14 protein-coding genes are annotated in these 16,718 nt (G+C 25.5%); 3 read left to right on the top strand and 11 right to left on the bottom strand.

Annotated features, from left to right (window positions below):
- Positions 1-585: 585 nt before the first annotated feature.
- A complete protein-coding gene (locus KGF48_RS09390) occupies positions 586-1,113 on the top strand; it encodes a GNAT family N-acetyltransferase (protein ID WP_227839808.1) in 528 nt (175 codons plus the stop codon).
- A 276-nt stretch (positions 1,114-1,389) separates the two neighbouring features.
- Here the strand turns inward: KGF48_RS09390 and KGF48_RS09385 are convergent, their stop codons facing one another.
- The 6 genes from KGF48_RS09385 to trxA form a co-directional block, all read right to left on the bottom strand.
- Positions 1,390-2,070, bottom strand: a complete 681-nt coding sequence (locus KGF48_RS09385) for an ABC transporter ATP-binding protein (protein ID WP_227867964.1) — start codon at positions 2,068-2,070, stop codon at positions 1,390-1,392.
- A gap of 16 nt (positions 2,071-2,086) precedes the next feature.
- Positions 2,087-3,457: an FtsX-like permease family protein gene (locus KGF48_RS09380; RefSeq protein WP_227867963.1), complete on the bottom strand. Its 1,371-nt coding sequence runs from the start codon at positions 3,455-3,457 to the stop codon at positions 2,087-2,089.
- A gap of 60 nt (positions 3,458-3,517) precedes the next feature.
- Positions 3,518-4,579, bottom strand: coding sequence for a sensor histidine kinase (locus KGF48_RS09375; RefSeq protein WP_227839805.1), 1,062 nt, complete (start codon positions 4,577-4,579; stop codon positions 3,518-3,520).
- Complete coding sequence (locus KGF48_RS09370) at positions 4,567-5,238, bottom strand: response regulator transcription factor (protein WP_227839804.1); 672 nt, start codon at positions 5,236-5,238, stop codon at positions 4,567-4,569. Before KGF48_RS09370 ends, KGF48_RS09375 begins: the two co-directional genes overlap by 13 nt.
- Before the next feature lie 763 nt (positions 5,239-6,001).
- Positions 6,002-6,127, bottom strand: coding sequence for a hypothetical protein (locus tag KGF48_RS20325; protein ID WP_255606358.1), 126 nt, complete (start codon positions 6,125-6,127; stop codon positions 6,002-6,004).
- A gap of 170 nt (positions 6,128-6,297) precedes the next feature.
- Complete coding sequence (trxA, locus tag KGF48_RS09365) at positions 6,298-6,615, bottom strand: thioredoxin (RefSeq protein ID WP_227839803.1); 318 nt, start codon at positions 6,613-6,615, stop codon at positions 6,298-6,300.
- 430 nt (positions 6,616-7,045) lie between these two features.
- Here trxA and KGF48_RS09360 point away from each other — a divergent pair, with 430 nt between their 5' ends.
- Both KGF48_RS09360 and KGF48_RS09355 read left to right on the top strand, forming a co-directional pair.
- Complete coding sequence (locus KGF48_RS09360; RefSeq protein WP_227839802.1) at positions 7,046-7,792, top strand: helix-turn-helix domain-containing protein; 747 nt, start codon at positions 7,046-7,048, stop codon at positions 7,790-7,792.
- Complete coding sequence (locus KGF48_RS09355) at positions 7,785-8,666, top strand: PhzF family phenazine biosynthesis protein (RefSeq protein WP_227839801.1); 882 nt, start codon at positions 7,785-7,787, stop codon at positions 8,664-8,666. The genes KGF48_RS09360 and KGF48_RS09355 overlap by 8 nt, the downstream gene beginning before the upstream one ends.
- A gap of 203 nt (positions 8,667-8,869) precedes the next feature.
- Here the strand turns inward: KGF48_RS09355 and KGF48_RS09350 are convergent, their stop codons facing one another.
- The 5 genes from KGF48_RS09350 to KGF48_RS09330 form a co-directional block, all read right to left on the bottom strand.
- Positions 8,870-10,225, bottom strand: coding sequence for a peptide MFS transporter (locus KGF48_RS09350; protein ID WP_227829633.1), 1,356 nt, complete (start codon positions 10,223-10,225; stop codon positions 8,870-8,872).
- 2,241 nt (positions 10,226-12,466) lie between these two features.
- Positions 12,467-12,964, bottom strand: coding sequence for a CarD family transcriptional regulator (locus tag KGF48_RS09345; protein WP_227841263.1), 498 nt, complete (start codon positions 12,962-12,964; stop codon positions 12,467-12,469).
- Positions 12,965-13,196: 232 nt separating this feature from the next.
- On the bottom strand, positions 13,197-14,606 hold the full coding sequence (locus KGF48_RS09340; protein ID WP_227867962.1) for a VWA-like domain-containing protein: 1,410 nt from the start codon (positions 14,604-14,606) through the stop codon (positions 13,197-13,199).
- A gap of 3 nt (positions 14,607-14,609) precedes the next feature.
- The gene (locus KGF48_RS09335) at positions 14,610-15,740 is read right to left on the bottom strand and encodes an AAA family ATPase (protein WP_227841261.1); all 1,131 of its coding nucleotides are present in this window, start codon (positions 15,738-15,740) and stop codon (positions 14,610-14,612) included.
- A gap of 12 nt (positions 15,741-15,752) precedes the next feature.
- Positions 15,753-16,556: a hypothetical protein gene (locus tag KGF48_RS09330; protein ID WP_227841260.1), complete on the bottom strand. Its 804-nt coding sequence runs from the start codon at positions 16,554-16,556 to the stop codon at positions 15,753-15,755.
- Positions 16,557-16,718: the final 162 nt, after the last annotated feature.

The following is a 16,718-nucleotide window of genomic DNA, read 5'->3' as shown; positions in this document are numbered from 1 at the left end:
ATAATTTTTTTTAAAATAGGTATACCCAAAAATTAGATTAATATAAAAGATTCTTTATATGAATTTTTTTCAAATATTTTTTTAATTATATTTTTATTTTATATTTACGAATAGATTTCATATTTTTTCCTAAATTGCTGTAAATACATTAATATTTTAATACCTTATATAATATTTTCCAATTATTTATAATACATTTTTTCATTAATTTTCTATAATTAAAACTTTATCACCTCTAATAATACCTAATCAATCATAACATTTAACATTTTATGTAAAATTTATAAAAAAATGTATATAATTTAAAATAAGTGACTATACTAAAAATATGATACGGATAACCAATAAGTTCAACCTATCTCCCCCAAAATAGAATGGGCTACAGTTCCCCCCAACTGTAGCTCATTTTCGTGTTATTTAGGTGTTTTTCATATAATTTCAATCTAAAACAACTTCTATAACAGTATCTTTATATTTGACAGATACATACTAAAATACTAGAATTAAAGAAACCCATGTTAGCTTTTTTATTAGGTCTTTAAAAGATTTACTATGGGTTATTACTTATAAAATAGGGGGATTTAAATGAAGACAGAACGATTAATCATTCGTCAGTTTTCACCTGACGATTGGCAAGATTTGTTTGAATATTTATCACAAGAAGATACAGTAAAGTATGAACCTTATGAGGTATTTACAGAGAATCAATCAAAGGAAGAGGCAATTAACCGTTCAAACAATCCAGACTTTTGGGCAGTTTGTCTACGAAACACAAATAAACTAATTGGGAATATTTATTTAGCAAAAAAAGACTTTGAAACATGGGAGTTAGGCTATGTTTTCAACAGCAATTATCAAGGGAATGGTTTTGCAACAGAGGCTGCGAGCGCCTTAATAAATGACTTATTTGTTCATCACAATGCTCATAGAATTATTGCCTTTTGTAATCCCCTTAATGTAGCATCTTGGAAGTTACTTGAACGATTACATATGCGTAGAGAAGGACATCTTGTCAAGAATACTTGGTTTTTCAAAGATAAAAATGGTAACCCTATATGGCAAGACACTTATGAATATGGAATTATAAAGGAAGAATGGCAATCCATCAAATAAACCTTATAAATACCTCATCCTCTTTGACTAGTATGAAAGTTTGATTATTGGTCAAGACACCTATTTTTTATATTCTAATAGTTTTATATGTTCACCATATACAAAGTAAAAATATAAATTTTTATATGTTTTTTTAAAGATAAAGAGGGGCCTGTCTCAAGATAGAGATAAGCCTCTTTTTCATTGTTGAAATGCTGAAAATATATTTGATTTCATACAAAAAAGAGTATCTCATGAACTAAAAAGCTCATTTTGAGACACCCTCCTTTATTTATTTTAATCTATATTGTTATCTTTACTTTTTATAAACATCAAGTTTCCATTATTTATTCCCCATATCTCATCAGCAAATAAAGCAACTTCCTCTGAACTTGTTGCTATTATCACACATTTATTATCTTTATGTGCCAAATTGTAAAACACATTTATTAGACTTTCTTCACTTTTATCATCCGTGCTTTCTATAATATCATCACATACTATTAATTCAGGATTATTAGATAATGACTTAGCAATACACACTTTTTGTTTATCATAATAAGATAAGCTTTCTACTCTATCCATTACTTTTTCTTTATCAATTCCTACCTTTTGTAGAATTTTATATACTATTTCCTTTTTATTCTTTTTCTTATTTTCACTAATTCTCATTGGTAAAAACATATTCTCCAAAATAGTTTCATTATTTAATAAATTATAATCTTTAAATATAGCTCCTATATCCTTATTTCTATACATATCCTTATTTATATCTCTTAAATCCTTACCCTTGTAAATAATACTTCCATCAGTATAATCATCAAGACCTGATATTATAGATAACAAAGTACTCTTTCCTGCCCGAGGCTTTCCTATAATAACATACATTTTTCCAGCTTCAAATTTGGCACTTACATCTTTTAATACATATTTATTGCTTCCCTCATATTTATAATTAACATCTATCAGTTCTAGCATTACCAATTTACATCACCTAATTTCTATCATAAATTATCTGTATTGGTTTATATACAATTGTACTATATACGGCTACTATACCAGTTAATAATATCAATATTATCGCTACAATAATTATCTTAAATATCAAATTTGGAATTAATTTATCTCTTAAACTTTTTGTTTCTTGTTTGATATCATCACTATTTATATCTATATTTTTATATTCTCTATTATTCAGTAAATCAACATTATGTATTACATTATATTGATTTTGATATTTAAAAACATAATTTGATATTTTTGAAGCTGATATACTTACAATTCCTCCTCCAAGTATAAGGCACACTAAAGTTATAATAATACTTTCACATATAAAACTCTGAACTATCTTAAATTTAGGCATTCCAATTAATATTAACACACCAATGTAATACTTTATTTTTTTTATTGCTATTATAGAATTTATCATCAATAATATCGAACCTAATATTAATATTCCAAGCGTAACTGTAAAAGCTATATTAGACAAACGTTGCATTGGTGCTATTAATTTACTGTACGCAAACTCATCTATAGTAACTTTATAAATGTCACTTAGACCTTTATCTCTTATCTCTTTCTCAAAATCTTTTCTACTATTAGAGTCTCTCAATAAAAACCTAGCATTTGTATAAATTATTGGTTTTTCCGATTCAATCTTCTTTTCAAATTCTACTAAAGTATTGTACGTAGTTAATATACTATTATAGATACTTTCATCTTGAACCATTTCTATATCTTTAACATTCTTAGTATCTTTTTTCTTATATATTCCTACTATTTTTAAATTTAGTTTAGTATTAGTACTATAATCACTTAATAGAGATATAGTATCTCCAATTTTTAACTTATTAATATCAATAAATTCTTTACTTACCATACATTCATTATCTTTTTGAAATACTCTTCCTTTTACCTTCTCCAGGTTATAGTGTTTAAAACTTTCATTCTTTTCTGTATATCCTATAATTCCATAATTTTTAGTCCTCATATCATTATCTACGATTTGCCTGTCATCATTAGAATTATATTTGTTATCATCAAAGTGTGCTGTGATATTTCCAATAAAAGATACTTTTTTTACATATTTTGACTTTGCAAAATTTAAATAATCATTTACACTCAAGTTACTATATTTTATCATAGACTTTCCTGAATTATCCTGAACAAGTTTTTTACTATCAAGCTTAATTTGAACTTCTGATTCAAATTTTTTCTCATAATTTGCCTTTATCACATTAACGTTCGAATTTATTATTGAGGAAATCAATATTGCTAAGACCATCAATAACATAACAACTACACTAAATGAACTACGCAATTTATTTCTAAGTAAGTTTTTGATTGCATTATTTAAAATATACACTTCACATCTCCTCTTACCAATTCAATAATGTCTTAGAATTATTATATCTATCTTAATTTGTTACTTATATTCTTTAAATACTAGATAAAAAGTTGAACCTTTACCTTCTTCACTTTCTACCCATACAAATCCGTTACATAAATTACATACATGTTTTACTAAACTAAGACCTATACCATATCCATCTTTATTCAATTCATTTATTCTATATCTGTCATAAAATATTTTTTTCATACTATATTTATTCATTCCAATACCATTATCTTTTACTGATACAATAACACTACCTTTTTGATTTTTCACATTTACACAGATATCTTTACCTTCACCATATTTTATTGCATTGTCCAAAAGGTTAGATACACCTCTATAAATCCACTTTTCTTTCCCATAGATACTCATATTTTCATCTTCATCAAAATCAAAACTTAAATTATCATATACTTTAGAATAGTGGTCACATACTTGCGCACATATTAAAGCTATATCAACTTCATACATATCTTCATTATTTTTTGTATCACTTATTGCAAGTACATCTTCTACAGTATTTGAAACATTATTAAGAGTATTTAACAATTCTTCATTTCCACTTAACTCTAAACTTGTTCTAAGTATTGCTATGGCATTTTTTTGTTCATGAGATAAATATGAATTTAATCTTTTATAATCTTCAATATGAGAATCAAACTTATCTTTTAAATCTTTATATACTTTAGACATAATGGGGTCTATACTCAATACTTCGTCTTCATCTTCTATATTATTTATATTATTTAATATCCCCATTCTTTCTTTAAACTCTAATCTATTCAATATTGCTAAAAGGATAAAGTTAGAAGTCACTATAAAAGCAAAAAACAACATTATAATTATATTAAAATTACCATTAAGGGCAAGATTATAATCAGAAATTAATCTTTCATCTAAAGTATTATCTTCCATAGTGTTATAAGTATTATCTATATTTATTCCATAATATGAATTTGAATCACTAGCCATTAATTCTTTACTTGTATTAGATATATTTATAATATATTTCAAACCTACTGTAAAAATTATAAAGACTATAACAGAATATAAAATTAAAACTATAGTTTTTTTATCTTTTAATCCTTGCATATAGAATATCCTATCCCTCTAGTAGTTATTATTATCTCTTTTCCTGCAACTTCTCTTAATTTCTTTTTTAATCTAGCTATATGTACCCTTAATACAGATGATAATGGGTCAAAGTATTCATCATAAACATGTTCTGATATATCTATACTTGATACGATGTCTGGATATCTACTTGCAATATATTCTGCTATATCAAACTCTTTAGTTCCTAGACTTACTTCTTTATCATACACGTACACTTTTCTAGATGATGGATTTATTTTGACAGGACCTGCCTCTATATTTGGATTTGTCCTACCATAAAATCTTCTTATAACTGCTTGTATCCTAGCTCTCAATTCTATAATTTGAAATGGTTTTACTATATAATCATCAGCTCCTAAATCAAGTCCTTTTGCCAATTCATTTACTTCATCTCTTGCTGTTACAATTATTATAGGTGTATTTAGATTATTACTTCTAAAAAATTCTAATATCTCTAGACCATCTCTATCTGGTAAATTTAAATCCAATAATATAGCATCATAGTCATTTATAAATGCTTTTTCTTCTCCATCTAATCCACAATTTGCTATATCTACTACTAATCCTTCATTTTCCAACCCTATCTTCATATTATAAGAAAGCTCTTTATTATCTTCTATTACCAATACTCTCATATAATCATCTCCTAAATAAAATATCAACTTATCCATTATATATAATGAATGTTTATTGAATGTTAATTATTCTTTATAATTATTTAATTCTTATATAAAACCTAACCCTATTATTATTCAAATACTCACACTTGTCAAATTTATGCTTAATTACTATTCTATTTAATATCTCTACCAATATAATTATTAACTTTTCCATCATATTTAATAAATCCAAAATATAGATTAATAAGAATTAATTAACGAAATTCTTTATAAGAACATAACCTATATTAAACAAGCTCTTAACTAAAACTTGAGTTTGTCAAATTTTAAAATACGAAAGAGAATCATTTATATGCTATTAAAAATTTGGCTTTTAAATAAAATTTTTTTATTCCTTTTTAGTAATAGCTAAAAAGACAATTTTATTGCACACTTAAAAAAAGGGGGTCTTACAATATTCTTAAATTATAAATGAGATACCCTTTTTTATTTACATATAGATTGTTTAATACTTTACAAAAAAAGTGAACTCATCTGATAGAGTCCACTTTTTGCTGTAGTCAAATCTTTATTTTGAAATAACTTCTTTTAGTGTTGGGAGTGTATTAAATAAATAATACCTGTAATTTTTATTTTATTAACTTTAAATGCCTCTTTCAATATTATATAAAACAACAATAAATACTTATAATAATTTCAAATATCTGTGAAAATTTATTAACTATATTATAATTATAAACTTATGGTTATAACTACTAGTACTACTATTTACTTTTATTTAATAAGTATCAACAAGTACAGATTTCTTTATTTTCTGTTTATCTAAATGTGAAATTGCACTAGATACAGCAGTTTGACCTTGCCCTGCTGGTCCACTTCCTATTATTGCAATGTCATATCTCATAATCTCACCTATTTTCTAATAACCTTTCTTTTTTCTTTTATATAAATAATATATCAATAGCCAACATCACTGACAATTAGGCACTTATTTGTAACTACATAAATAAATCTTATAAATAAAAAACTCACTTTATAATGAGTTTTTTTGTTTATATATATGATTTAAATTAATTATATATATGATTCAATTTTATTTTTTAAATTATCTTTAGGTATAAACCCTATTAATCTATCTATAGGTTTACCATCTTTAAATATTATTACAGTTGGTACTGTAGACACTTCAAACTTTTGAGCTAATTCCATACTTTGGTCTATATCTACTTTTAAGAAATTTGCTTTTTCAGTCATATCATTTCCTAAAGCCTCGTATACTGGTGATAACATTTTACAAGGTCCACACCATGTAGCAAAGAAATCTACGACTACTAACCCTTCTTTGTTTTCTACTTCATTTATAAATTCATTGTTATTTATTATTTTTGCCATAATATATATCTCCTTTATTATTTTTATTGTTTTCTTGATATTAATATACTACGACTTATGTACTAGTTCAATTAGTCACTTTTTTGTAACCATTCATTTTTAACACTCTTAAGATTATCATTATAGTCAAACATTAATTAAACTTATTTATGTCAATACTTTTTATACTATCCATCCTACACCTAAAGTGGTGGGGTTTCTGCACTAGGCTGTAAGTTCAGCTGTTACTTATGTAGTAATTATAAAAATCTGTAAATTTTATTTAGTTGTTAACTAAATTTGAACTTCATTTCAAAAATACACTAAAAAACTTTTCTAATTTGTAACTTAATTTTTTACTTCATATGATTGACAATTATATATATACATTATAAAATAATATTAGTACCTACTAAGGTAGTTATTATATTTTTATTAAAGGAGTTTATATATGGATGCTATAGTTAATGAACTACAAAACATAGGATTTACCAAATATGAATCACAAATCTACATATCATTATTAAAGGAAAACCCTCTAACTGGATATGAAATAAGTAAATTATCAGGTGTACCACAATCAAAAGTCTATGAAAATATAACAAAATTACTTAACAATAATATAATTATCAATATTGAAACTGACCCTATAAAATATGTACCTATAAACCCTAATGAATTACTAAAAAGTAAAAAAGAAGAATTCAATAATTCTATGGACAAACTAGAAAACAATTTACAGATATTAAATAAAGGAAAAAGTATAGAATATGTTTTAAACATAAAAGGCACTAAAAATATATTAAAAAAAGCAATCGAAATGATAAATAATGCCAAACAAGAAATTATAATTTCTTGTTCACATGAAGAAATTCTCAACCTAAAAGATGAGCTTTTAACTGCTTCTAAAAAAAATATTAATGTTGAAATACTACTTTTGGAAGATAAAAATATAGAGGGTCTAAGCAACATTCATATTCATGGAGGTAATGAAGCTACACTTAAAAATAAAAAACTTTATAAAGGTATTCTTTTAATTGTAGATGATTCTGAAATATTAACAGGAAATTTATCTGAAGGTAATGAAGCTATTTCAATTTGGACAAAAAATTCTAATATTTTATATATTGGAAATCAATACATACAACATGAAATTTATATTTCACAAAAAATAAAAGGGGGTCTTAAAGATGAATAAAGTTAAAATCAAACAAGTTGATGCATTTACAACTATACCTTTTGGAGGAAATCCTGCTGGTGTAGTCACAGATGCATCCAATATTTCTAACGAAATCAAACAGAATATAGCAAAGGAAATGAATTTATCAGAGACTGCATTTGTCTCAGAATCAGATGTAGCAGATTTCAAGGTTCAATTTTTCACACCTGGCTTAGAAGTTGACTTGTGTGGTCATGCTACAATAGGAACATTCCATGCTCTTTTAGAAGAGGAAAAACTTGATGCTAACAAGAATATCTTTTATCAAGAGACAAAAGCTGGTGTACTATCTGTAGAACTTAAAAAAATAGATAATGAAAACATATTTATGATGGAACAAAATCCTCCTAAATTCGAAAATCTAAATAGCTGTAGAAAAGAACTGGCACAAATGATAGGTGTAAAAGAAGATAGACTTCTTGAATATCCAATTATGAAAGTAAATACAGGAATTTGGTGGCTTGTCTTTGGATTAAAGTCTCTAGATGATTTAGAAAATATTTCTCCAGACTTAAATAAAATAAAAGAATTTAGTGCTGATAATAATTTAATTGGAATAACTCCATTTTGTGTAGAAACTCTAGATAAAAAATGTGACTATCATTTAAGATCTATAGCTCCATATGTAGGAGTAACAGAAGACCCTGTATGTGGAACTGGCAATGCTTGTGTATCATCTTATATAGTACAACACAGTATTTTAGATAAAACTGACTTTATTGGTGAAGAAGGAAACTTTATAAATAGACCTGGAAAGGTATATGTAAATATAGCTAAAGAAAACAATGATATCTCTTCTGTAAAAATTGGAGGAAGTGCCTATACTATTTTAAGTGGAGAAATTGTGTATTAATACTTTATCTAATTTAACAATAAATAAAAATACTAGTCTTAATTGACTAGTATTTTTATTTATATATTTTGTTTAACAAATTTATTTCACTATACATCATGTTAAAAAGTAACACTTTATATGATTATTATCAATTAGCTATATATCAATCTAATACAATATAACTATCATAGATTAATATACATAGTATAGTTATCTACTGATTATTTATCATCCTCAACAAGTTTATTTAATGTCTTGTCAAATAAGAATAATAATATAGCTGCAACAAATAGTATCACTGGAATTATAGTATATACTTTAATCATCTCAAACTTAAGAGTAAATGCATATATATATCCATATCCTTGACCAGCTATGAAAGTAGCAAATGTCCAAACCCCCATAAGAACACCTAGAAGTTTTTTAGGAGCATACTTACTTACAAAAGAGTTACCAAGTGGTGAGAATAACATTTCCCCAAAACTTAGAAGTATACCAAACATAACTATCCATATTATACTAGCTTTAGCAGTTTCAGGAGCTCCAACACCTCTTGTAAGCTCTGCTCCAACAAGCATTAAGAATGCAAGCCCTAAGAATATTAATCCAAGACCTGTCTTTTTAAATAAACTTATATCACCTTGTGGTCTACTAGCAAGCTTAAACCATAATGCTCCAAGAACTGGACCTAGTACAATACATACAAGTGCATTTAATGAGTCGAACCAAGCAAGAGGAACTTCAAACCCTCCAATAGTCATGTTTACAAATGCTGCACCATAATCATAAACTGCAAGATAAGTTAGGTACCAGAATAACCAGAAAACTACAGAGAAGAATGAAATAAGTATAATAGCCCAAATTCTCTTCTTATCCATACTTGTAAGAGGAGTATTATCTTTTTCTTTAACTTTCTCAGCTACTACACCTTCTTTAAAAGGTCTTTTCCCTGCATTTCCAAGGAATCTCCATCCATATGTGAACCAGATTGCACCGATTACACAAAGAACAGCTGCTATGAAGAAACATTGAGAGAAACCAAGTATTCCATTTTTAGCAAATGTCTTAAGATAAAGTATACCAACTGCTGTTGTTCCGATGAAAGAACCTATATTAACAAAAGAATATTGTACAGAGAATGCTGTATCAAGTTCTTCTTGATTATCAAAAAGTTGTCCATTTACTGCTGATACATTTCCTTTAAAGAATGCAGTACCAATTGAAACTAGAATTATCATTGCATTTACCATAGAAACTGTAGTTGCAATAGAACCAAGATAGTATCCTACCCCCATGATAAGCATACCTATAGGTATAGTATATCTAGCTCCTATCCATCTATCTGATATATATCCTCCAATTATTGGTGCGAAATATGTGAATGCAACAAGGTTAGCTTGCATTATAGCTGCTTGTCCTTTATCTATTCCAAGACCACCTTTAACAATAGCTGTTGTAAGGAATATATAAATTAAAAACTTTGCAGAATAATATGCTGCTCTTTCAAACGAGAAAGTTGTTGCACAGATATAAAATCCTATAGGGAATTTACCCTTTTTATTTACTGTTGTGCTCATAAGTTTAAATCCTTTCTTAATTGTATTTTTATATTTTCTACGTTTTATCCAGACTCTTTCTTTTAATGAAAGATATGGTGATATTGTTTTGTAAAACAATTCGTAATAATTATTAAGATAATTGCGTTTTTATTTGTAGAATCTAGATGTTTTCATGGCATAAAGATTAATATCTTTATTGTCAATAAATTTAAATACTATATCTATAAATTTAAATTATATAAATTCATTATTGTCAGGTATATTTATAACCTGTTATCTTTATAAATTAACACCACAAAAAACCAAACTATAAATTATTAGTTCATTAATTATTATTTAGCTTAAATACAATATTGCCATAACATAATGGATAATTTTATATCTAACTTCTAAATTCATCACTCTAGCAATTTTTTCTAATTTAACTACTCCTAATTAAATGAAAAAATCTTCACTATATGCAATTCTTATTTTTTTACTTGATAGTATTTTACAAACTAAATTCCTCCTTTTGTGGCAAATTGCGTAATCATATTACTATTGCCTTTTTAAAGGAGTTTTGAATAAAGCAACATGTATTTATTCAAATTAAATACTGTCTTTACTTGTTTTTTAAATTTCTAAATACTTCATTCAATTACTTGTCAACTTAAATAAATAAACTACTATCTATTCACAGATTAAATTTATTTCTTATTAAATATACACATGCATTCTGTGAATCTAAATATAAAAACTGTTGTTTTAAAGTGATTACCTAGATATTCGCTTTGATATTATTAATTGAGGTGATACTATTTATAATTTATTAACCATAAAATACCTCAACTTGAAAACTTTTTCACGAATATTTATTTTTCACCTCCCTTTATTTATTTCACCATGTAAATCGTACCATAAACACATACTTATATGCAACAAAAAAATAAGAAAAAAATCGAATAATCGACAGTAAATAATTAGAATAAATCAAATTATACTTGTCAAGTATATTATATAAATTTTTCGTCTGGAAATATAAGTTAAACTAAGCGTCAAAATAGTTTTTTAGAGATGAAATTTTATTGTTTTATAGATTCATATTATTTATTAGATAGGTTTTTGATATGCAACTTATACTGCTTAGACTATACGACGTCAAAGAGCATTTGTTATTTAAGAAACATTATCAATAATAAAATTAAAAAAAAGAATATTCTAATCAATTTTAACTAACTATTTTTAATTTTTAAATAATTGTTATATTTTTAATTAACTTAATAAATTTAAATTCTTCAAAATCAATTATTTTTTATCTGTTAACTCAACATTTACTTAATTAATATAGAAAAGTTTGATTAAAAACAAACTATAGTAATTATTATATATTACTCTTTTAGAAATAGTCTAAATTTTGTATATCTATAATTTTTCAAGTTACACTATAAATATACAACAAATATATCAATTTAAATTATAAAGGTATATTTAGTCTTATTTTGTCGATTATATTTATAATGTACTCTTCTAAACTAAAAGTATTTATCTAATCTATATTTTCATGTATGAAAAATAATTAATCCTTAAATATCTAAATTGTATTATTTATAATAAAATATAACTTATGTTTATATTGGTATAATTCCAAATAATTCAATGTTAATATTTAAAAATAGCTTAGTAATATACTTAATTCTAGCAATAATATAAAAATAATAAGCTGGATAGATATTAAGTTCAAAGTGCGTTTATATGAAACTAAAAATAGGATTTTTACAGAGAAATTAAAACTATATGTAACTTAAATTAATCTATTTTACTTTAGTAAAATATAAATTTTTACGATATAGGTAAAATTAAATAAGGTGACTTCTATTTAATATAGTAGCCACCTTATTAATCAACACTAAAATATATTTTATATTGTCATATACTTTAAACGATAATACTCTTATAATATTATTAATTTTACTTCAGATTTCTAGCATACTTATTAAACTTACCATTCAACCATCCCCTTGATTAAAAAGTATCTTCAATAATAGTTTAATTTTTTAAGAATTATATATTATAAACATCATTTTAACGATTCCTATAATATTATTATATATTCAGTTTTTAATAAAAGCAATGTGAATAAATAATATTCTGAAATAATTAAAAATACCAATAAAATATTCATAAGCACTTATTGTAAAATTATATTTAAATATTATTTTATTTTTTTTATATTTTTAACTATGCTATACTTTGTAAGTAGGAGATAATATAAAAAATACTTTATTGCGGTATATGACTTGATATATATGAGGTAACTTCATCAGGAGAAATATTCAAAACAGTTGCAAACTCTTCATTTAATAATCTTTCTGCTTCTTTCATCATATTATCATCTGCTTGATGTGATTTTTTACCAAGAGATTTTATATATTCTTTATTACAGTATATACTTCTTATTAATTTAAGTAACTCTTCACACTTACCACTTCTAAGCATCACTTTAAATTGCTCACTTCTCATTTTTTCATTATCTATCCAAGATGTATCCATATTTGGTATATCACTTATTAGCGAAGCCACAGTAACTTCAGAAAGTATCTTTCTCATTGGAACTTTCTTATTATCAACAGGTATTTTTATTATTGTATTATTAGAATAAAGGGGACTTAATACATAATATTCTTTTTGTACACCATTTGTAATTTTTTCGTTTGTTATGTCCAAAACTTTACAAACACCTGTCATTCCGTACATTATATAATCATCAATCTTAAACACAAAACCTCACCATCCTTAACAAAAAATAGTTTTGACAACTGAATTTACATCATCAAAACTATATACTATATACTAATTGTACCATATTTTAAGATTTTAAGCTAAGTAAAACTTTTATTGTTTAAATAATAAAAAATACATTGACTATTAATCAATGTATTTTTTATTATTTTTGATAGTGAATAAACCATGACAATCGAACAAATCATAACAATCATATCCAGTATAATATTTATAAAATTGGTGCTTGGCTATTCATTGAGTATCCATCATTTCTAACATCATTTATCTCTAATGCATCATCTTTTGTTTCAACTTTACTAAGTTTTTTAACTGCTCCATAATGCTCTCTCAGTGAAAGTTTATCTCCATTTCCAGAAATAACCCATAAAACTTTATAACCTCTAGGTATTACTTGTAGCTTATTTTCACCCTTACCATCAGTAAAGTAAACTAATAAGTTAATCTTTTTATTATTAGCATATTCGAAGACTGGAGTAAATTTTGTGCCTCCACCTATTTTAACTCTATCTTTTATATCTTTTATAGTTTTTGCTTTATATACACGTCTAATTTCACTGTCACACTCTATAATAGTAATTTCATGATTATAATTTTTAACTATATTAAGAACTTCTTTAATTGCTTGTTTAAATTCTTCATCACTAATACTTCCACTTATATCAATAGCAACTGCTATTTCTGCTTTATGACTTCTAAGTTCTCCTCTTAAATCTAATCGGTTAGGCTGTCTTCTATTTCTCCTTGTTATAGTCTTCTTTTTGTTGCTTTCAACTGTTCCCATTAACCTACTAAGATATAAATTCCATGGTAATTCACCTTTACTATTTTTAAGGGCTGCTATCATATTTTCCAAGTGTGCTGGAATTTTACCTTTTTGAGAACTATCAATAAATTTTTCTGTAAATTCTCTAAGAGTTCTTTCATCTATATCATCGGATTCTTCCCATATATCATGAGTTTTTTCTGGACTATAATCAGTTTCTATATTTCCATACTTGTCACTATCATCTTCTTCACCATCTTCATCTTCTTCTAACAAATCTAATTCAGTTTGAATCTTTTCTACATAATACTCAAAAGGCTCATACGGCTCTAGTTTTAGAGAATATTTCAGATTGACCCATTCTAAAGTAGTGGCATATGGCGGTAAATTATTCAAATATTTGTTTACTACTATATCCATTGCCATATTAATGGCTAATGTACTATACTTTCCTTTTAATTCCTTTGCTCTCACTAAATGCATAGATACTATATGATAAATTTCATGCTTTATTGTACTTTCCATTTGTTCTATATTGAGAGTTAAAAAAATTATTGGATTAAAGTATATGACGTATTTAGCTCCTTTAAAATTCACACCTGTAGGACTACTTATATCGAATCTTATCTCCCTTGACATCTGAAACAAAAAATATCCATAAAAATTATCTTTTTCTTCCATAAGGCTTAAATTAACTTTATCTACTAGACTAAAAAATTCATCTTTAAAATCTTTTGGTATATCCACCTCAAATTTCTCATTAGCACGATTTGCCTTTAGCATAGAATGAGTATTTATAATTTCACTAGCTTTAATATAGAGTTCTTTTGCTTGCTTATCAAAATAATTTTCCATATACTATCCCCTTATTAAACGATATGACTCAAAGTAAGATTTTACAAACTCTTCATTTTCTATAGCTTTTTTATACACTTCAATATAGCTATTTCTAATATCCTTCATAATTCCTATCATTAAATCTATCGGATATATTTTTAAGAACTCAATAAACCTATCAATATAATATTTTGATTCATACTCATCATTTTTCATATTTGATTCTAAATTTTTTAGAATATTTATTGCTGATAAATAAAGTCTTGTATGACTTTCATTTTTTACTCTTTCTACCAGATGTTCATCAATAGTATCACCTAAAAAAACATCTTCATAAGATATCAATGGGCTGGAATCTGATTCAATAAAACTTATAAACTCTTCTGCTATAACCTTACCTACATTCCCCTTTATAACATTTAAAAATACTGCTCTAGGAATTGATTTCTTTTTATCCTTATAAACTTTATAAATTTTAGAAACTCTTTCATAACTTCTCGGAGTTGCTCTTATGTCATCTTCATTTGTTTTATGCAGATATTCTGGGAAAGTTGAAATAAACTCTATAATCTTTTTTTCAATGCCTTCATCTATTGCCCATTTCAACCATTGTGTATGGTCACTCTCCATATTTAACCAAACAAATCTATTTTCTTGAGCTGAATCCATATCTACAACTTGATAATCGAAGTCTGAACCATATTTACTTGATGGATTCATTGCTGCTAAAATCTTTACATCATCATGTAGCTTATATCCATTAATCTCTCTATTTAAAATTAGATTCATAAGTTCTTGTTGTACAGTATGCTCACAACGATTTATCTCATCTATAAATAAAATAACTGTTTTTCCTTTAGATATTTCTTCATCAATTTCTCTTAGTTTATTATGAACAGCATATACTGTCGTTTTCTTTTCTGTCTTATATCCATTAGAATTAACTCCTACATAAGATTCTATAGTTGGAAGACCTCCTATTTCACCTTCTTTAAGTAGATTTCCATCAATTACAATCAAACTCCAATTATTTTCTTTAGCAAGTTTTTTTGCTAGAGCTGTTTTTCCTATTCCACTTTCACCAACTATTAGAGGTACTTCTCCAGTGGATAATATTAAGTCAACGCTTTTTAATGTATCTATAAAATTCATTTTTTCTCTCTCCTACATAATTTTCAATTTTTCATCTACAGCTATTTTTTTTGCTGTTTTACTTCCATATTTATAAATAAACATCATCTTGTCTATTGCTATATAGTCACTGTTTCTATCTATAATATTACAATTTAAAAAATCTCTAATATACTTTTCTTCAACATCTTCTTTTGATAGTACTTGTTTTAATACTTCTTCTAGCTCATCCTTAGATATTTTTTTTACAATATACTTAATCACTAAAATATTTACTTTTAAAAATTCTAATATTTTATTCTTATCTAAATTAGTTATAAAGTTAATAGCTGCCTCATTATTCTTAATAGCTATAAGTTCTGTATTATAACTAGGAGAATCTATATATCTTAATGCATCATAACTTATTTTTACTGCCTCTTCCTGTACACTTTCATAAGGTTGTTTTATAAACTTTATTGAATCATAATTTTTTCTTACTGCTAATAATTGTAACTCTTCACTTGGATTTTTAGAATATTTAATAGCCCACCCTGCTTGATTTATAGCTAATTTAATCACTTTATCAGTTGGATTTTTTATATAGTCTAATATACTCCATCCATCATTTACTGCTTTTATCATCATATCTTCTGTTGGGTCATTTATAAATTTAATTGCTCTAATATTGTTATTAATTGCTAATTCTTGCATCTCTCTGGTTGGATTATTTATATATTCTAGTACAAGTCCGTTTTCTTTGATAGCTAGTAGTTTCATCTCATCAGCTGGATTATTTATAGTTGCTATAATATTAGGATTATTTTTTATCATTTCAATAACTTTTGACTTTTCCATAATATGCCTTTCCTTCTATAGTTATTTTTATTTGTATATTAATATAATAATCTATTCCTATCTATATAATTGTTTCTTATTATAATAAATATACTTTTTAAGCAAGTTTAAACAGAATAATTATACCAATTTTAAAAAAAATTTCTAAAACCTTAGAAAACT

Source organism: Clostridioides sp. ZZV15-6388, assembly GCF_020657755.1.
Taxonomy (GTDB): Bacteria; Bacillota; Clostridia; order Peptostreptococcales; family Peptostreptococcaceae; genus Clostridioides.
Note: the sequence above shows the minus strand (reverse complement) of the source record. Positions and strands in the feature narration are given on the sequence as shown.